Source organism: [Clostridium] citroniae WAL-17108, assembly GCF_000233455.1.
GTDB lineage: Bacteria > Bacillota > Clostridia > Lachnospirales > Lachnospiraceae > Enterocloster > Enterocloster citroniae.
The window spans coordinates 282,681-302,363 of the sequence record NZ_JH376424.1; the positions used below are offsets into that span (position 1 = coordinate 282,681).

The following is a 19,683-nucleotide window of genomic DNA, read 5'->3' on the forward strand; positions in this document are numbered from 1 at the left end:
ATTATTGCAATACTTTCCTATTCCTCTTCCAAATCTTTTATCAGCTCCGGGAAACGCTCCCTCTCAAATTCCTGGATGGAGATGGACTTTTTGTTGGGATTTGCAAACACAAAGGTCTTGTCCACGTTCTCCACATAGTTCTGGATTTTGTCATTGGTGGCGCTTATGATGGCCTGGAATCCCAGACCGCGGATGAGTTCAATACAGCTGGCCACCTTCTCCGCATCCATTTTGGAGAACGCTTCATCCAGCACCACCAGGCGGATGGTGGGATTGCGTTCCATCTTGGGGGAGAGATTGATGCGGTAGGCCTGGGCAAAGCTGGCAAGAAGAGCTACATATAACGGGTTCTGGCCCTCTCCGCCTGAATTCTTCTTGATCATCCGGCTCAGGCGTATTTTGATGACCTCATCCTCGTTTTGGATCAGCTGCTGCATGTCAAAGGAAAGGTAAGTGCGGTAATCGGCATATTTGTCCATGTTCCGCTTGGCTTCCTCCATCTGCTGGGGATTGGCGTTTTCCGGAGGGATGAATATGCTTATGAGTTCTCCCATAAGCTCCCCGTACCGGTTCTCGTGCTGGGCGGTGAACAGGTCCATCTGATGATCAAAGGAATCCGCCAGCTCGGAGGGGTTTACCTCCAGGGACTCGTCCATGAACATATCATAGTACCGGCCGTCCGCCCCCCTGTTGCGTCCAATGACAAACTGGTATTTATCCTTTCCAAAATCCAGGCGGCTGATGATACGGTTCAGCTCGTCCTTTCGCAGCATGGCTTCACGGATCGCGCTTCGGATCTTGTACATAAAGTCATTTTTAAAATGCTCCACCGCTGCCCTGGCCTGTTCGGCCGCCTTTTTTCTGTACTCGTCCAGGTGGTCGCAGGACAGGCTCTTTAGCAGGTGGTCATAGGCCTGGTTGTCCTTTGTGTTGACCGGGAAGTTTCGGTTGGGATAGCGCCTCAGGTAATCGGTCCGTACGGTCATCAGGTTTTGGAAGGCCGTGTCCCTGCTCTCCGTAAGTTTAACACATCTGGCGGCATAACTCTCCCTTTCCCTGTCATATCTGGGGTGGTCCTTGGACGAGAGGTATCCGGCCAGCTGGGACTCGAAATCGTGGTTTGTCTCCCATCCCCGTTCCTGGTCCGTCAGGGTCACGTTCAGGGCAATGGCCGCATTCTGATAACGGCTGATCTCATTTTCCTTATCCCTTATCATATTCAGCAGCTCATCCCGCTCCCTCTTTTTGCCATCGCACAGGCTGACCACAGCCTTTCTCTCCTGCTCCAGCTGGTCCACGTTCTGAACCTTCAGTTTCTCCAGTTTCTGAAGGATCCGCTTTTTCTCGCGCTGTTTTTCATTCCAGGAACCGATATCCTTAAGCCACTCCATGTACTCTCCAGGCTCCAGTGATAGCTGCTCCAGGGTGAGGATGCGCTGGCATTCCCTGACCACCTCTTCATGGGGCTTTCTCTGGACGCCCAGGGATTCCAGTTCCTGCTCCAGAAGGCGGATGCGCCGTCTCATGCTGTCCTTGCCAATGTAGGCAAATTTGCTGTATTGATCCGGATTGATATACTGCAGCCGGTAGCTGTGATACAGCATGCAGTCCGGCGTAATGCCGATGCGGCACTCACGCAGGTCCTCTATGGTCTGGCACTTGATGACCTTGCCCAGGAGCAGATCCATGTAGGGCTGTATGTAGGACTCCCTGACCGTTACCTCCCGGGACAACGCATTGGGCAGCACCGCGTGCTGGCTTCCCGAAATCTTTTCCGTATCCAGCACGGCCACGCTGTGATATTCTTTTTTGTCCAGTTCCCCGTAGATCTTCAGGGCAGCCCTGGCATACCCCGGGGCCACCACAAGACTCAGCTTCTGGCTGCCCAGATAGCCCTCCACCGCATTGCGCCACTGGGCATTTTTAACCTCCAAAAGGTCGGCCAGAACATGGACATCCACGCCCTTTCCCGTCTCCTCCAGCAGACGGCGCTGCAGGAAGGTTCTGGCGTTTTCCAGATATTTGGGATATGCCTTGCTTCCGGAGCGCAGTTTCTCCAGCTCATCCTTAGTCTGCTTTTCTTTGTTTTTCAGGTCCCGGATCACAGAGGACGCTTCCTGGCGCTGCTTTTCCGTGTCGGTGCACATGGAGCCAATGGACTCCTTTAACCGGCAAAGAGTGTGTTCATCAATGGTGCGGTTTTCAAATTCCTCAATATCCCAAAGGGTTTGATTGGAGGTGATATCCTCCTCCTCCCAGCATTTTAACGCCTGTGTGGTCTGCTGCCACCTGGCTTCACTTTTTCCCAGGCGCTCCAGCAGCTCGTTCAGACTCTCCGCCTGCTGCTTCAGGTCCTCGTACCCGGTGGATGCAATCCGGCGCAGCAGGTCATCGCTTTGTTCCGTCAGGTCAGCGATCTGTGTTTCCACGCCCGCCCTTGCCTCCTCCTGGCGCAGCAGGTCTGTTTTGGCAAGATTCAGCTTGTCGGCCAGAGTTCTGACCTGGGTCTGGAGGTCCAGAATCTCCAGCTTTTTCACAAAATAGGTGCATTTCTTGATCTGGTTTTCCTTTTCCTCATAGGACGCAAAGGCCTGGCGGATCTCCTCCAGGTCCCGTATTTCCACACAGGTATCCTCGATCTTCTTCCTCATGCGCCCGTACTGCATCACACTCTCCTGCATATCCTCAATGTGGATATCCATTTCCATGCAGATATATTCTTTCACAAAATCCTCCAGCTTGATATTCATGCGAAAGGGAATGGCGCGTTTGAACAGAAGAGGAAATTTCTCAGGATCCAGCCCGCCCAGATAGGTATCGTAAAGGATCCTGCGAAACCGTTCATTATGGGAGGTTGCAAAGCACTCCTCTTTGTTGTAGTGGGACTGAAGGTATGACTCCACTTCCGCAATGGACATGGTCCTTTTTCCGGTGCGGTATTCATTTTCCCAAACAGGGCCTTTATGCCAGAAAAAACGCCGCGAGATATCATTGGTGGCTGTCTCCACGTCAAATACGATCCCCACGCACTGGCATTCACCTGTATCACTGCGCTTCAGCTCCAGCACAATGGTGGAGCTGAAGTTCTGGTTCCTCAAATAGGAGAACTCATTGTTGTCCCCAATGTTGACCATGCCTCTCAGGTACTCGATCAGGCTTCGGTCCGAGTCATCAGCCGCCGCTTTATTAAAGAACCCACGCCCGTCCGTGTTGGCGTACAGAAGGATCTGCATGGCGTCAATGACCGTGGATTTGCCGCTTCCCGAATGGCCGGTGAAAAAGTTGATATTTTCATTAAAGGAGAGGGTGCGCCTGCTGATATAGTGCCAGTTATTCAGACAGATCCTGGAAAGGGCAAGGAAGCGGCTTTTTCCTGGGGTCCCTTCCTGTGGAGCAGGGGAATGTTCCTGGGCTGTCCGGTTTATTTCAGTCAATTCCATTGTCTGACGCTCCTTTCTCCTCTATGTTCTTTTCTTCGGGTCCATTTTCCTCGGGTCCATTTTCTTCGGGTTCATTTTCTTCGGGTTCATTTTCCTCAAGTTCATTTTCTTCCAATTCGCTTTCTTCCGTCACATCAGGTTCCTCAAGCGGAAGGTCCGCTTTTCCCTGTACGCCCTCATCCTCCTGCCGTTCATCAAAGGATGCCAGCAGCTGTCTGGCATCATCCCCCATAAGCACCACGTTGATGCAGGGATAGATGATCATGCGGCTGTCGCTGTTTAAGTCCTCCAGCAGGTCCAGTGGCTCCAGTATCTGATATTTTTTGAGAAGTGTGACTGTCCTGCGGATGTCCGTGGGGGAGGGCTGCTTTTTAAAGAGACGGTAGCTGCCCAGCTTTTCGTGGATCTCCCTCAGGGTAGTGTAGATATTGACGCTGGTGGACACGCTCTCCATCTGCTCATCGTAGATCAGCTTCAGCACCAGCAGATAGAGAGTGGCCAGCTTGGGCAGCTTATCTCCGATGAGATTTTCTCCCTGGATATAGATAAGGCCCAGCTGACTGTTCTCCTGAACTTCGACCCCGCTGACCGCAAAATAGTTCCTGATAAATTCCAGATGCTTGTTGCAGGCGCGGAACTCCTGGTTATACTGGAAACGCCCGGTGCGCCTGTCAAATTTGCGCTCCAGGATAAATGTCTGGTGGAGCAAAAGGCGTATGGATCCTGTGACCTGGGCCTGTTCTTCCTGCATCAGGCCGTCATAATAGGGTATGTCAAATGGCATTATTTTTCCTCCTTGCAAATACAAAGCCCGGGTAGGTGTATCTGCCGTTGTGTATCATCTCCGGTTCCTGGTCCTCCACCTCATAGGCGCTTTTTAAGCGGGTGGAATAATCGTAAGCCAGGATCAGCTTTTCAAACTCCTCGTCATTGGAAACAGTATCCTTGTCCACTGCCATGATCCCGTTTTCCATATGGGTTTCAATAAAGCCTTCGATCTCTTTTCTGCTGTAGCGGTTCTTTACCTTGTTCAGGTTCAGGACCTCCTCCATGGACAGCTCCCTGGACAGGGCCTCGTCCTTTAACTGTTCTTTAAAATCCGTCTTTGTCCTGCGCTTTTTGTACAGGGATCGTTCCGATAAAATACTTACCTGGGACAGGTTCATCCTGGCCCCAATGGATGATACATCCTCCTGGGGACAGTCATATTCCGATAAATGGTTCAGCAGCTGCACCACCAGTCCCTTCATGTTATCCTCCTGATTCAGGAGATAGTTGAGCCTGGTAACCGTGGCCCGCACATAGCGGGTGTGTTCCTTGTCCATGTTGGCAATGCGGTGCTCTATGTCGTTAAACCCGCGTTCCAGCTGATCCAGCTTTTCCATGACGTCTGCCTCGGTTACATTGGAGGGTTTCCGCACAAAGAAACCAGCGGGCCTTGCGCACATCTGCCCGATCCATTCCTCGTCCTGGCGCATGGCTGTGATCCAGCGTTTGATATCTGTTTTATACAGATAAAAGTTATCGGAAGTCTTAAGGATATGGTATTTTCTGTTTACAATTTCTTCCACATAGCGGTCCAGATGCTCTTTAAGCAGGCTCTCATAATTTTTCTGCTCCAAAAGGCTGCCGAAGAATTTGTCCATATTATGGAGCATATCCTGCAGAGACTTATTCAGCTTCTTTGTATTGACCAGCGCGGTGTTGAGAAGGGTTATACTGGACCGGGGATCATTTTTCAGAGAAAATAGAATGGCATAGACATTCTGGATATAAATTTCCGTTTCATCTTCCTCATCCCTTGCAAGCCTTGCAAATGCTTCGATCATAACAGCCGCATAATCGGGGATGACAATATTCACGGTCATATTGGCATAATCATCCACTTTCCTCAGCCAGCCGTTTCTCAAAAGCCAGTTCAGGACCCTGGTGGCTGGGGGCTCAAGGGTATCCCAGTCATCTTCCGTCTCGTCCTGCCATAGGACATACTTTTTTCTGGAAAAATATTCGCTGAGAAGCTGGATGCACATTTCCCTGCTGAGAAAGTAGTTGCTGTACTCATATTCCTCATTGATCTTTAATAGCGCTTCAATATAAGTAGACCGGTTTATAGAGCGGAATAAGCTCCAAAACCGGTCCGGTATTTCATTCATAAGTATCATCTTAATCCTCCGGTAACAACCTGCCTTTGACAGCGGTTTTCCGTACTATTATAGCAGGAAACAGCCTATGTGACAATCAGTAAAATCCTCCTGTTACCACACGGACACTGTAAATTGTGTTTGCGTAATCGCTTAAGCGGACATATCCGTCAATGGGATCCATGGCAGTGATGTCATAGGAATCTTCCTCTGTTCCCGTGAGCATGATCCAATGTACGGCGCCGCTTTTGCGCCTTACCTTTACAATGGGGTATTTCCCCTGTTCTATCATACGGTTGATGAACGCACTTGACATTTGGCCGTCCAGGTCCACGGTTACGCCTGGAAGGACTTCCTCCAGGTTTTTCCAGATAATGGCGCCGCTTTCATTATAGACCCCGTGGTCATTGAACAGCTGGTTTAACTGTCCCGGCGTGTAATCGTAAATGCCCTGTCCCTTTAGGGATGCCGCGATGCAGCAGGTCAGGCAGCCTGAGGAACCCATGGTGTCCCTGGCCTCCCCAAGGGGGTTCCCGGCCCACTTTTTATCCATCTGATGGTAATCAAAATACCCTTCTAACGGAAAACTGCCGGCATAATAAGCATCACCGGCAATCTGGATCCCGCCCTTTCCCCTATGGGTCATCCAAATTGCAGCGGCTGTCAGGATACAGGCCAGCGCTAAAACGAGGATCCAGGCAGTATGTTTTCCCTTTAACTTTGTCCTTTTTACTGTATTCATGTCCTTATTCCCCCGTAAAACCAGATATAAAAATTATATCAGCTTAAATGGACAAAGTCTTTATCCTAACCTTAATATTTATTACGATTTAGATGATGAGAGAGCCGCATGGTCAATGATCGCCTGCACCAGTCCGCCGATGTGGTAGCTGGAAGCCGTGATGTGGGCCTTATGTCCGGATCGTTCCAGCTCCCGGGCTGTGATATCACCGATACAGACCATCTTTGCATCCGGCAGCCAGGATGGCATGCCAATGGAGTCCATGCGTTCAAAATAAGCCCTGACCCCGGAAGCGCTGGCAAATGTAAGGTAGTCCAGCGTTTCGGTTTTATCTGCAGGGCTGTCATTTGCAGGGCTGTTATTTACAGCACTGTCATTTACAGAACTGCCCTTTACCTCGTACAATGGGATGTCGTCAAACAGGATCCCCGCCTGGCCCAGCAGCCGGGTCAGCACAGGGGAACCTCCCTTTGAACGTGCGATGAGAAGCCGGTCCGCTGGTGTGAGGATGCCGCAGAGCCCCTGTCCCAGCGCTTCGGCGCAATAGGAATCCGGCATATAATCCTCCTGGAACCCGTACCTCTCCAGCTCCCGGCCGGTCCCCTCCCCGATGACGGCGAATTTGACATGCCCCAGGCTTCTGTAATCCCTGCCCGCAACCCGCAGACCCAGGAAAAACAACCTTACCCCATTGGCGCTGGTAAACACGATCCATGTATATTGCTCCAGGTTTTTGTAGGCATCCTTCATGAGAGCGCTTTCGGCATGGGAGATCACCTTCATGTCCAGAACCCATGAAACCTGGGCGCCCTGGGCTTCAAGTGCGCGGGTCAGCCTGCCTGCAAACTGTTCCGTGCCGGTGATACCGACCCGGATCCCGGAAAGGGGCCTTAATGCGCTGCACTTCATATCATAGGCTGCCGTCTCCCCCACCACAATAACGGCAGGGGTGCGGATACCCTCTCTTTGGACCGCATCGTGGAGGCGGGACAGGGCGGCCCGGACCACGCGCTGGCCGGGAAGGGTTCCCCTCTCAATAACGGCGGCCGGTGTATCCGGCGATTTGCCCCCGGTGATCAGACGCTGTGTGATGGCGGGCAGCTGCCCCAGACCCATAAGGAATACCAGGGTGCCGGGAAGGGAGCCATAGTTCTCAAAGCCGGGGGGCAGGCCCTCCCCGCCCTCCCTCATATGTCCGGTGATCACATGAAAGCTACGGCTTACCGCCCGGTGGGTGACAGGAATTCCCGCACACTCAGGGACTGCCACGGCTGAGGTGACGCCGGGGACAACCACATAGGGGATCTTATGGGCTTCAAGGGCCAGGATCTCCTCCCCACCTCTGCCGAACACAAAGGGATCGCCGCCCTTAAGCCTTACCACCGTCAGCCCGGATAAGGCCAGCGTTACAAGCAGTTCATTGATCTCCTCCTGTTTCATGGAGTGACGTCCCGCCTGCTTTCCTACATAAAGTTTCCGGCATGTCCCGGGGACCCAGCCAAGGAAATGCTCTGAGGCCAGGTGGTCGTAAACCACGGCATCGCAGGAAGCCAGAAGTTCCCGGCCCTTTATGGTCATAAGGCCCGGATCTCCCGGTCCGGCCCCTACCAGGTACACTATTCCCTGTTTCTTCATATCAGCCAAGCTCCTTTCCGGCCTGTTCCGCCATTTGCCGTATCTCCCGGGGGGTAATGCCCCCCTCCAGGCAGGCGCGTTTTGTGATATTGTTCTTGCGGCTGATTCCCCAAACCTTCATTCTTTCTCCGGACAGCTGTGAGAAGATTCCCACCGGCTCATGACAGCCGGCCTCTAAAAGCTGGAGGACTGCCCTCTCCAGGGTCAGACACAGCCTCCCCTCCCGGTGATCCATGGCTTGGCACAGAGCGGCTGCTTCGCTTCCCTCCCTGGCTTCCACGGCCATCAGCCCCTGGCCGCCGGCAGGTATGAACAGATCCGGCCGCAGGAAACGGAAATCGTATCCGTCATGCCCCAGCAGATCCAGGCGCTTTAGACCCGCGGCCGCCAGTATGATCCCGTCAAAGGAGCCTTCCTCCAGGCGCTTTAACCGCGTGTGTACATTTCCCCTGAGAATGCCGCACTGCACTCCCTTTGAACCAGGCCATAAAATCTCATGGTTTTCCATGGCTTCCAGCTGCCTTCTGGGGCTGGAGGTACCGATTCCTATGATTTCTTTTCCTGTCTCCATGGCCCCTTTCATGGTTACCAGCACATCCCTGGGGTCCTCGCGGTGAGAGACGGCGGCAATGCAAAGTCCGGGCGCCAGCTCCATGGGAAGATCCTTTGCGCTGTGTACGGCCAGGTCAATGGTCCCCGCCTTTATGGCCTGCTCAAATTCTGACACAAACACACCTTTGCCGCCAAATTCCTGGAGAGGCCTGTCTAAGATCCTGTCTCCCAGCGTGTCCTTTGTAACCACCTCTATCTCAAGCCCCGGACAGGCTTGCTTCAGCTCCTCTGCCACCAGCTGTGTCTGGATCAGGGCCAGCGCGCTCTTCCTTGTGCCGATGCGGACGACTTTACTCATGTTCTTGCTCCAACTTTCTGTTAATAATGATTTCTGCCTGCTCCGGTGTCAGCCTGCAGCCGTTTTCCAAGCCTTTCTCCGCCAGTTCATAGAACAGACCGGACCGTACCTCTGGAGAATGGGGGAACAGGGCCTTGATCCGCCCCCTGTATCCGCTCAGCTGCTGTGCAAGGTCCCCCAGATTGTCCGGAAGGATCCGGCTGATCCGCGCCTTCAGATATCTGGCGATCACAGGGCTTGCGCCTCCGGTGGAAATGCCCACCACCACGGGGCCGTCCCGCACAATGGAGGGAAAGATAAAGGAACACTCCTCCTTTACGTCCACCACATTGACCGGAATCCCCTGTCTATGACAGACAGCGGATATATGGCTGTTCAGTGCTTGGTCGCTGGTAGCCGCTATGACAAAGTCAGCATCCAGCAGATCCCCGTCCTCAAATGCCCGGCGGGACAGGGTAAGCCTGCCCCTGTAAACAGGATCCGCACCCAGTTCCAACAGACCGGCGGACAGGTCTGTGGACACCACCCGTATGATGGCGCCATAGGGCAGCAGGTCCCTGACCTTGCGCAGGGATACCCCGCCTCCTCCGGCGATCAGCCATTTCTTTCCCTCTATATCTGCAAAAAACGGAAAATATGCCATTTCCTTACCTCCTCCATCAATCCCATATCTGTCTCCTGTCCCGCTTCCTGCAAAGACATTGAATGAGACGCAGACAGAAGTTGGTCCATGCTGTCCGCGTCTCATTTGGTAGCGTCATACACTTGTATTAATCCATGTCGCGCTGCTTTCTCCGCTCCTCCAGGATGCGCTCAAAATCTTCTTCCGTGAATCCGATATCAGCCAGTCTCTGCCTGCGCTTTTCACGGAGTCTGAGCTGGCGCTGGCGTTCCGCCTCCCGCCGCTTTTTGATCCAGAAAAAGCCGATGGCTGCAAGTGCTGCCAGGACAAGGATCACGCCGCCCACAATAAACACCGGGGTGGGGATCTTAACACCGCTGCTGTCGGGAACCTGGGGATCCTGGGTCTGCGGCTCTTCCTGGGAAGGAAGTGGGGCGGCCGTGTTTACGGATTGCTCCCTGGTGGTGAAAAGCCAGGCATCCCCGATCTTTCGTTCATTGTATGTATAAGACAGTTTAGCCACAGCGCCTTCGGGATGGTCGGACGGCAGGTCGGTGACCAGCTGCTTTTGTGCGTCCACAAACTGGGCATCATTGGGAAGGGTGATCACGGCTGCCTTGTCAATATAGAGCTGGCCGGGTTCATAGGTCTCGGAACCGATGGTGACCAATGCATCCCCTGTTACATAGTCTGTTTCATTGTCAGCTATGCCGACATTCTTAAATCTTGCAAACCCGAAATCCATGATTGTCTTAGTGTCGGAATAATGGGTCTTTTGGGTACTCCTTAAGGTAACCGCGATCTGGCTGCGGCCATCCCGCCTGGCGTATGTGACAAGGGTCTGGCCGGCCTGGGAGGTCCACCCGGTTTTACCGGCAACCGCATCGGGATAATACTCCTCGCTGCTCTCGTCCTCGGTTATAACAAGCTTGTGTTCCATGGAAAACGTCCTTCCGTCCGGGTTGTTGATGGTTGCCGGGATGGAAGCCTTTTTTGTGGAGCTGATCTCCAAAAGGGTGGGATTCTTAAATGCCTCCCTTGCAATCAGAGCCATGTCGTAGGCGGAGGTGCGCTGGGTGTCATCGTTCAGCCCCGAGGGGTTGGCAAAATGGCTTTCCTGACATCCAAGCTCAGCCACTTTGCGGTTCATCATATCCACAAACCCGGACCGGCTGCCTCCGATGTACTCGGCCAGAGCATTGCTGGCCTGATTGGAAGACTGCAGGAGCATGACGTAAAGGCAGTCCTTTACGCTGAGCACATCCCCCTCCTCCAACGCCAGTTTATTGCCGCTGCCTGATTCTATGTTGTACACCGCATCGTGAGAAAAGGTCACAGGAGCGTCCAGGTTGTCACAGTTTTCAATGACCACCAGGGCGGTGAGCAGTTTGGTGATACTGGCCGGGATCTTTTGTTCATGTATGTTCTGGGCAAACAGGACCGCTCCGGAATCCATGTCCATGACAATGCCGGCCTCCGACTGTACCCCTGTGTCAGTGGGCCAGTCCGGCTTTGCAAACGCGGTTACGGTCGACAAAGATAACACCATGACGAGACTTACGATAATGTATGATAAACGATGCATATGTACCTCTTCTTTTACTCTCTTAATAAAACAGTCTACACATGATTATATTTTAATAAGGGGCCGCTGTCAATGAATTAAAATTTCTTATTCTCTCTCTTTAAAAAACTAATTAGCCATCCAACCGTATCTGAGGTATACTTATACTTGGTATGCAATGCCTGTGTACCGTACATTGACGCACCGGAGGTCTTGTGGCATGGAAAATTTTACTAAAATGCTGAATGCTCAGCTGATTCTTCTGATTTATATGGCAGTGGGGATGTACTGTATGAAGGTACATATCATCAACCAGGAGACGAAAAAGAAACTGGTGGACCTGATCCTTAAGATCACCCTTCCCTGTATGATCTTCAACTCCTTTAACAAGCCGCTGACACCGGAGGTCCTGATGCAGACGGCTCTGATCCTGGTGGTGGCCTTCTGTATTTCCATCCTCTCTTTTTTTCTGGGAAAGGTGATCTACAACCGGTATCCCCTGGAAAAGAAAAGCATCCTCCAGTACTGTACCCTGGTCAACAACTCAGGATTTCTGGGAATGCCCATGGTCGCTTCGGTTTACGGAAATGACGGATTATTTGCAGCCTCCATTTTTATTATCCCCAACCGTATCTTCATGTGGACCGCAGGGCTGTCCGTGTTCACCACCGCTGATCTTAAGACAAAATGCCGCAATATCCTGCTGAATCCATGTATCATCACTGTATTTTTGGGACTGGCACGGCGGATGAGCGGGTTTCCGGTTCCCGGCTTTCTGGACACTGCCATTGCCAATATAGGCGCCGTCACCTCACCCCTTTCCATGATGGTGATCGGGACCATGCTCATTGGCGTGCCCTGGAAAAAGCTGTTGGAGCCCAGCCTGTTTTATCTGGCATTTGTACGTCTGATCGCCCTTCCCCTGGTGGCTCTGGTTATTCTGAACCTGATCCGGGTGGAACCCATGCTGGCCGGGGTCTCCCTGATCCTTACAGGCATGCCTGCGGGAAGCACCAGCGCTCTTCTGGCCGCTAAATATGGGGCGGACGAGGATTATGCCTCCAGATGTATTGTGACAACCACCCTTCTGTCCCTGGTTACCATACCGCTTCTGATGCTGCTTTTGTAACGGATGTCCGCGCACTAAAAAGCCCTGAGTGTGTTCCTTACGCTCAGGGCTTTTGGTTATATGAATATGTTTTTATCAGGTGATGGGCGCGGGATTAAAAATACAGAAGTCATTATATAATTTATATTTCTCGGCAAAGCTCTGCTTTCTGCCGCTGGCCACGTCAATGATCTCGTGGAACAACTGTGTTCCGATCTCCTGGATGGTAGCTTCACCGGTGGCAATGGGGCCTGCGTTCACATCAATGAGATCCTGCCACTGCATCTTCATGTCGTTTCTTGAACATACCTTGATCACAGGAGCGACCGCCAGGCCATAGGGGGTTCCGCGGCCTGTCATGAACACCTGAAGGCCGATCCCGCTGGCCAGCTGGCAGGGGCCGCACACGATATCGCTGGCCGGTGTGGCCGCATAGATCAGTCCCTTTTTGGATGGTTTTTCCGCCGGCGACAGCACCTCCACAATGGGGGACGTGCCTGACTTGGCAATGGAGCCCATGGCCTTTTCCACAATGTTGGACAACCCTCCCTTTTTGTTTCCGGGAGTGGGGTTGGCGCTTCGGTCCACCTGTCCGTTTTCCAGATATCGGTCATACCACTTCATCTCGTCAGCCAGCTTTTTGCCAACCTCGCTGTTGACGCAGCGCTCACCCAGAAGATAGACTCCGTCCCTGACTTCCGTGACTTCAGAGAAGAGAACCGTGGCGCCGCCTTTTACCAGCATATCTGCCGCGTATCCGGCAGAAGGATTGGCGGTGACTCCGGAAAAAGCATCACTGCCCCCGCACTGCATACCAATAAGCAGGTCGCTGAGTGGAAGGGTCTGGCGGGTTCTCCGGTTTAATTTTGCCAGCTTTTTCTCAGCCATTTCCATCAGGGAGCTGATCATGTCGTCAAATCCCTTTTTTTCCTGGAGGATGATCACGTTTTCCGGGGAAATGTCAGCCTCATCCAGCAGCATTTCCACTGTGAACTTTTCACATCCCAGGCCGACCACCATCAGCTCCCCGCCGAAGTTGGGATGCTTTGCAAGGTTTCTCAGGGCGCGTATGGGAACCTTGGCCTCAGGTGCGCCGATGGCAACGCCGCAGCCGTAGGCATGGTTGATGGGGACAATATCATCCACATTGGGATATTTGGGCAGAAGCTCCCGCTTCATCCGCTCCACAGCCACGTTCAGGACTCCTGTCACACACTGCACCGTTGTGCTGATCCCAAGAATGTTCCTGGTGCCCCCGTACCCTCCGTTGGGATTTACATACCCTTCCCATGTCACGACCGGCGGATCAGGAAGGTCCGTTACCAGGTTGGTGGCAAAGGTCATCTCGTCCACGGATGGCGGGGTGGGCAGCTTAAGCATGGTTTCATTGATCCACTGGCCCTTTTTTATGGGGTCGATGGCATAGCCCAGCACCACCCCGTAGCGGACGATCCTGCCGTTTTTGGGGATATCGCACAGGGCGATCTTATGGGCCTGGGGGATATCCTGCTCCGCAACCACACCGTCCATGACCTGGGTTCCGGCCGGAATGTCATTGACTGCAATAGCCACATTGTCTTTGCCGCTGATTTTAATGTATAAGGGAACGCTCATTTTTTTCCTCCTTTAGTTTATGTGCACTCCCGGAGTACACTTATGAATTAATTTCATTATAGCAACGGATCACTCATAAGTAAAATTATTAGATTTAAGTTTACTCTTAATTATTTTAAGCGTTGTGATCCTCTGCTTTCCATAAACCAAGAGCTGGCGATTTTATGAAATAGAATTCTTCTCCGTTTTCCAATGTGTGATATCCCTCCCATTTATCGTCCGGATGAAACAGCTTAAGAGCATGATCCAGAGGCATCCATCCATATCCTGCTTTTCTTATCTCTGTGTCAGCCATCCATTCCGGATTTGTGGCGTATGTTATATTAAATCTTCCCTCAGAAGATCCGTGGATCAAATGGGCGCTTACCATTTCCAGATTTTCAAATACTCCGTGCTTATATAATTCCATGATTGTTTCAGTGCCGCAGTAACCGTATTGGCGGATGGCTGCGTCCACTGTCTTATTTTCCCCAAACATCTTCAAGCCCGGAGCAATGATTATAAGCTCTCCTCCATCCTTGATTGCCATCCGTGTTCTGTATATCGCCTTGTTTCCTACCCATGTACTTTTGAATTCGTTCCCATCAAGGTATACCACCATTTTCCGCACTTTTTCGGGAAGATAGGTGATGTTGGTTTGGGCCGAGCGGCGGGCTGCCATTTTAAACAGTTCCTTGCTCCTGCCTATATACAGTCCCTGCATCTGTGCTTCCCTGCGTTGTTGGGCTGTGACAGTCAGGATGTATGTGAGAGGGATATTGCCCATAAAATATTCCTCTGCATGATCAAATATCGCCCTTACCGGAGAATCTACATTTCCCAAGATCGTCTCGATGCCGCATAGGGCACCGATCATATGTGATTGGTTGATCAGGCCCCTTCCCCCCAGGCCCACCAGTATGTTCTTACTGTAATTAGACATCCCGGCCACTTCATGGGGAACCACTTGGCCGATGGAAATAACCTTATCATATTCACCTGAGACAAGACGCCGGTCTATCTGAATGTGAACATCTCTATCATATCTTCTCCCTGTGACCCGGGATACTGTTTCTCCTGGAATTATACCGATTTCAACATTGTCCCTGTTCCAATTGTGCTCCAGAAAAATGTCCTCCGGGACAAGTCCAAAAAACGCCCGTTTTTCGTCCGCAGTCATCTGCATATGGGTTCCTACCGCAGGCAATATACGCACATTGCATTCTTTATGCATCTTTTCATATATAAACCTGGTTATGACGCCTCCAAAAGAGTGCCCTCTGGTAAAATCAGGGGGCACTAACAGTAAATTATGGGGTATTTCTTTTGTCAGGTATTTTGCTAGAAAATTGTTCCATTTTTTTTCATCAATAAATCCATGGGATTCTTCTAAAAATTGATCGGCCATATCTTTATACCTTTGCCGGAACCTTGATTTTCCGGATATAATCCGCTATTTCTGTTATTTGAGAATTTTCAAACAGACATTTTCTGAAGGCTTTCCCGCTGCAGGAAGTCAGCAGTATATCGCGATCCATTGTGTTCAGTATAGTCATAATATCCCTATTTACAATTGATTTCACACGATTTAATATGGCGGCATTCTGATTCTGTACTTCTTTCTTATCCGGCGGATAACCATTCCCTCGTTCACAGGACAGTATATGTTCAAATATATATTGGAGGTTCAGTTCCGCACCCCATCCAAATCCTTTTGCATATGGCAGAGATATGGCATTCCCGTTGTTTATCTGGCAAAACAGGTATCCATCAACCGGTTCACTGATCAATCCGCACATAACGCCCGGATAATTATTCAGTGATATCATAGCGCCTTCACCTGTACCGCAGCCCGTAACCACAAAATCCACTGCTCCAGAATTCAACAGCACCGCAGCCATCAGCCCCAAATGAATATAAGTCAAATGTGGCATATCGTCTTCCTTCACCATGCCAACATTGTAGACAGAATGCCCGTACTTGTCGGCAACCGCTCGTAATTTCCTATAAATAATTTCATTTTTAGGTGCCTGGCTCCATTCGTTCATTAACGCAATTTTCATTGTCATCCCCAATCCTCTATATGACATTGTATTCAGGCGGACAGCAGGACTTCCGGAATTGTATAAAACATTTTAATTCCGGCCCGGATTCCGGTTCAGGATTGGACTCCAGCAAATGCAGCAGCATCTGAGCCGCTCTGGTCCCCTTTTCATGACTGGGCTGCCACACTGTGGTAAGCGGCGGAGATACATATTGTGCAATTTGGGAATCATCGAATCCGACAACCGAAATATCCTTGGGAATCTTAACTTCCAATTCTTCTGCCGCCTTATAAACAGATACAGCAATCATGTCATTTGCCCCAAATATTGCTGTGACCTTTTCCGGCATATACATCAGCTTTTTGGCATGGTTTACGGCTTCTTCATCAATAGAGTATTCACATACTTCCAGATAACTTTCCTTAAACTCAATACTGCTGTCAGACAGAGCTTGGCGATATCCTCTGACCCGTTCAGAAAAGGCAAGGGACATATTGGCACTGATCATCCCAATCCGGCTGTGTCCCAGATTAATCAGATATTTCACAATATCATATGCAAATTTAAAATTGTCAATATCCACATTGTGCACTTCATCCTCATTCTTCTTGCGTTCACCGATTACTACAAAAGGAACTTTGTGCTGGATTAGTTCGTGATACAGAACATCACTTTGAGTGCTTCCCAGAATTAAATATCCATCAACTTTCCGGTTATAATAAAGTTCCAGAAGATCATTCTGCCCTTCATTCATGATCAGCAGCATTTTATATTTTTTCTGATTCAGTACCTCAGATATTCCCAGCAATATTTTAGAATAGAATGCATTCATAAAAAAATATTCCGGTGTACAGTTAATTAAAATACCTATGGTTTCCGACCGTCCGGTGACCATGCTCTGGGCAATTGCATTAGGCACATATCCAACCGCTGCTTTTCTGACTTTGTCTTTTGTTGCTTTGCTGGCATAGCCGCTGTTGTTCAGGACCCTGGAAACCGTAGAAATGCTGACCCCTGCTTCGTGGGAAATATCTTCCAATGTTTTCATAGCCACTTCTCCTGTATTTTTTAATTTGACTATATACTATGAAGATTTCATTTTCAATGGTTATTTGAAGTGCCTATGCTTCTTATTAACTAGCGCACAAACTCAAAGAAACCTTCCTTTTTTAATTCCTTAATCATGGCTTCTTCTATATCTTTTTTCAATGGCAGGATTGGCCCTCTGGTCGTTCCGCTGTTAAATCCCATCTCACGCAGGATTGCTTTGATGGCAGGCTGGTTAGCTGGACAGATATATTTCTTTATAATCGCAATATATTTATTAATCCGCCACTGCACATCCCTGGCTTCCTCATACTTTCCAGCCTGGAAACTGTCATATACCTTTGAAAATGCATCTGGCATAATATTGTAAAAACTTCCTATTCCTCCGTCTGCCCCCATCATTAAGGCACAGATCAGCATGGCATCATATCCGATGAACGCTTTTATGTATCCATTATCATATGCTTTTATCTTGCGGAATTCCTCCAGATTTGTATCCGTAAATTTCAGCCCAATGATATTAGGTATCTCCATCATTTCAATCATAAATTCACTGCTTATGGAAACTCCAGTTAACTGGGGTATATTGTAAATCAAAAAAGGGAGTCCGGCGGTCTCTGATATGGCCCGGTAGAATTCCTTAATATATTCCCTGCTCATTTTATAATAATAAGGAGGAACAGAGGAAATGGCATCAGCACCAATTTTCTTTGCATGTGCCGCCAGTTTTACTGCAGTTTCTGTATCGGGCGCTCCTACATGGACGATGACAGGAGCACGTCCTTTTACAAGACTGACCGAGAGTTCCGCTATATGCATTCTGTCCTCAGAGTTCATAATCATGGCTTCTCCAGTACTTCCTCCAACATAGAATGCATCCAGTCCTTTTTCCAGGTGATATTCAATCAATTCCTGTACTCCACTGTCAATCATCCTTCCTTTTTCATCAAAAGGTGTAATAAATGCAGGCATAACGCCTCCGGTTATAGGCATGTTCATTCATTTCCCTCCTCTATTTAATCATATCTATTTTATAAAGTATTTTGGGATTCCTGTTTCAAAATAAGAACGGATATTTTCCATACACAGATCCGCAATGTTGCCTGCTGCCTCTTCCGTAGAAGATGCGGCATGGGGAGAAACGATTATATTCTGCAATTCAAACAGCGGGTTGTCCCCACCAGGCGGTTCCTGTTCAAAAACATCCAGACCTGCCGCCTGAATCCATCCTCCTTTCAATGCACAGTATAAAGCCTTCTCGTCCACAACCGGTCCCCTGCTTGTATTGATCAAAATCGCGGTTGTCTTCATTTTCTTCAGAAATGCTTCCGATACCATATGGCGGGTATCCTTTGTCAATGGGACATGCAGACTTATAAAATCTGATTTTTTCAGAAGCTCATCCATCTCGCAAAATACCGTTCCCAGACTTTTGGCGGCGGCTTCATCTTTTTTTACATCACAGGCCAGTACCTTGCAGCCAAATCCCTTTGCCATTTTGGCCACAGACTGTGCAATGGCCCCAAAACCTATCAGTCCTACTGTTTTTCCTGAAAACTGATGTGTCCTTGGCAGACCTTTCCATTGTCCTTCACGCAATTTCCCATCCAGCCATGATATCCGCCTGGTACATTCCAACATCAAAGCAACCGCGCATTCTGCGACTGATTCTTTGTTGGCTCCTGCTGAATTGGCCACCTGGATTCCCAGGTTCCTGGCAGCAGCTAAATCCACGTTGTCCAGTCCTACGCCAAATCGGACAATCAGGTCCAGCGTATCCTTCAGACCTTCCATGGTTTCCTTGCTCCACTGGTCTTCTGCATTGATCACAGCAACCCGGCATCCTTTACCTGTTTCTATGATTTGTGCCGGATAGCGTTCTCCTGCCCTTACAACTTGAAATCCGGCTGCCTTAAGCCGTTTTTCAAACCCATCATATTTTGCTTCGAGTCCCAAATTCATCAATATATGATTCAAAATACTGCCTCCTGTATAATCTTTATCCTTTTACCCCGCCAGCTGCGTTGCCTGTAACCAGATAACTTGATGAGAACATGTAGAGCAGAACAACGGGTATGGTGGATATAGCAGCACCTCCCATTAGTGCGCCCCATGCATATAAATCATCCACTATCAAATCTGACAGTCCTAACGTGATGGTTTTTTGGAGATCATCCGAGATGATTACAAACGCATATAAGTATTCACTCCAGCAAAGTGTAAAAGAAAAAATAATGGTTGACATGATTCCTGGCAGGGATAATGGAAAAATAATCCTGCACAGCGTACCAATTCTTGTACACCCGTCAATCAGGGCCGCCTCCTCAAGCTCCATTGGGATTGATTTGAAATATGAGATAAGCATCCAGGTAGCATAGGGAATCACAAAGGTCGGATAAATCAGGTATAACGCTCCAAGGGAGTTATTCAGTCCCATCTGAACCACAAAGAGATAAAGTGGTATGTACATAACCGAACGCGGCATTAAATATGAGTAGATAATCCCACGCGATATCAGATTCTTACCTCTGAAACGGAACCTGGCAATGGCATATGCTGCCAGCATGCTAAAAAACACAGAAACAACAGAGGTAATTGAGGATACCATCATACTGTTCTTCATATGTGTAAAAAAGCCGGTTTTAAAAAACAGCCTTTTATATCCGTCTAACGATATTTTCTTCGGAAAAAATGTCGGTTTAAGGTTGTATATTTCATTATTTGGCTTCAAAGATGTATTCAGCATCCAGTATATAGGGAAGATCGCTGCAATCACAAACACTGCGAGAATCATATACAGCAGAATTTTTTTAACTGTCCGGTTCCTCTTTTGCAT

The 19,683-nt window shown here is 49.7% G+C and carries 16 protein-coding genes; 1 reads left to right on the forward strand and 15 read right to left on the reverse strand.

Annotated elements, in window-relative coordinates; all coding sequences use genetic code 11:
- Positions 1–17 precede the first annotated feature (17 nt).
- From HMPREF9469_RS18490 to HMPREF9469_RS18525, 8 genes are all read right to left on the reverse strand, one after another.
- Positions 18–3,440, reverse strand: a complete 3,423-nt coding sequence (locus HMPREF9469_RS18490) for an ATP-binding protein (RefSeq protein ID WP_007864947.1) — start codon at positions 3,438–3,440, stop codon at positions 18–20.
- The gene (locus HMPREF9469_RS18495; RefSeq protein WP_007864949.1) at positions 3,427–4,224 is read right to left on the reverse strand and encodes a DUF4194 domain-containing protein; all 798 of its coding nucleotides are present in this window, start codon (positions 4,222–4,224) and stop codon (positions 3,427–3,429) included. The genes HMPREF9469_RS18490 and HMPREF9469_RS18495 overlap by 14 nt, the downstream gene beginning before the upstream one ends.
- Positions 4,214–5,602, reverse strand: coding sequence for a Wadjet anti-phage system protein JetA family protein (locus tag HMPREF9469_RS18500; RefSeq protein WP_007864952.1), 1,389 nt, complete (start codon positions 5,600–5,602; stop codon positions 4,214–4,216). Before HMPREF9469_RS18500 ends, HMPREF9469_RS18495 begins: the two co-directional genes overlap by 11 nt.
- A 76-nt stretch (positions 5,603–5,678) precedes the next feature.
- Entirely contained in the window at positions 5,679–6,323 is a 645-nt protein-coding gene (locus HMPREF9469_RS18505) for a hypothetical protein (protein WP_007864954.1), read from the reverse strand.
- 81 nt (positions 6,324–6,404) lie between these two features.
- Entirely contained in the window at positions 6,405–7,958 is a 1,554-nt protein-coding gene (cobA, locus tag HMPREF9469_RS18510; RefSeq protein ID WP_007864955.1) for a uroporphyrinogen-III C-methyltransferase, read from the reverse strand.
- Between the two features lies 1 nt (position 7,959).
- Positions 7,960–8,868 carry a hydroxymethylbilane synthase gene (gene hemC / locus HMPREF9469_RS18515; RefSeq protein ID WP_007864957.1) on the reverse strand — a complete coding sequence of 303 codons (909 nt, stop codon included), beginning with the start codon at positions 8,866–8,868 and terminating at the stop codon, positions 7,960–7,962.
- Positions 8,861–9,511, reverse strand: a complete 651-nt coding sequence (locus HMPREF9469_RS18520; protein WP_007864959.1) for a precorrin-2 dehydrogenase/sirohydrochlorin ferrochelatase family protein — start codon at positions 9,509–9,511, stop codon at positions 8,861–8,863. The genes hemC and HMPREF9469_RS18520 overlap by 8 nt, the downstream gene beginning before the upstream one ends.
- 127 nt (positions 9,512–9,638) lie before the next feature.
- A complete protein-coding gene (locus HMPREF9469_RS18525) occupies positions 9,639–11,075 on the reverse strand; it encodes a D-alanyl-D-alanine carboxypeptidase family protein (protein ID WP_007864962.1) in 1,437 nt (478 codons plus the stop codon).
- Positions 11,076–11,274: 199 nt separating this feature from the next.
- On the opposite strand from HMPREF9469_RS18525, the gene HMPREF9469_RS18530 reads away from it, so the two are divergent.
- Positions 11,275–12,183 (forward strand): AEC family transporter, encoded by a 909-nt coding sequence (locus HMPREF9469_RS18530; RefSeq protein ID WP_007864965.1) that lies wholly within the window; start codon positions 11,275–11,277, stop codon positions 12,181–12,183.
- 75 nt (positions 12,184–12,258) lie between these two features.
- On the opposite strand, the gene garD is transcribed toward HMPREF9469_RS18530, so the two are convergent.
- The 7 genes from garD to HMPREF9469_RS18565 form a co-directional block, all read right to left on the reverse strand.
- The gene (gene garD, locus HMPREF9469_RS18535) at positions 12,259–13,776 is read right to left on the reverse strand and encodes a galactarate dehydratase (RefSeq protein WP_007864968.1); all 1,518 of its coding nucleotides are present in this window, start codon (positions 13,774–13,776) and stop codon (positions 12,259–12,261) included.
- A gap of 115 nt (positions 13,777–13,891) precedes the next feature.
- On the reverse strand, positions 13,892–15,163 hold the full coding sequence (locus HMPREF9469_RS18540; protein ID WP_007864996.1) for a nickel-dependent putative hexonate epimerase: 1,272 nt from the start codon (positions 15,161–15,163) through the stop codon (positions 13,892–13,894).
- A 4-nt stretch (positions 15,164–15,167) separates the two neighbouring features.
- Complete coding sequence (locus HMPREF9469_RS18545; protein WP_040416844.1) at positions 15,168–15,818, reverse strand: RpiB/LacA/LacB family sugar-phosphate isomerase; 651 nt, start codon at positions 15,816–15,818, stop codon at positions 15,168–15,170.
- A gap of 16 nt (positions 15,819–15,834) precedes the next feature.
- Positions 15,835–16,848, reverse strand: coding sequence for a LacI family DNA-binding transcriptional regulator (locus HMPREF9469_RS18550; protein ID WP_007864999.1), 1,014 nt, complete (start codon positions 16,846–16,848; stop codon positions 15,835–15,837).
- An 89-nt stretch (positions 16,849–16,937) separates the two neighbouring features.
- The gene (locus HMPREF9469_RS18555; RefSeq protein ID WP_007865002.1) at positions 16,938–17,846 is read right to left on the reverse strand and encodes a dihydrodipicolinate synthase family protein; all 909 of its coding nucleotides are present in this window, start codon (positions 17,844–17,846) and stop codon (positions 16,938–16,940) included.
- 27 nt (positions 17,847–17,873) lie between these two features.
- Positions 17,874–18,824 carry a phosphoglycerate dehydrogenase gene (locus tag HMPREF9469_RS18560; protein WP_007865004.1) on the reverse strand — a complete coding sequence of 317 codons (951 nt, stop codon included), beginning with the start codon at positions 18,822–18,824 and terminating at the stop codon, positions 17,874–17,876.
- 22 nt (positions 18,825–18,846) lie between these two features.
- On the reverse strand, positions 18,847–19,683 hold the full coding sequence (locus HMPREF9469_RS18565; RefSeq protein WP_007865010.1) for a carbohydrate ABC transporter permease: 837 nt from the start codon (positions 19,681–19,683) through the stop codon (positions 18,847–18,849).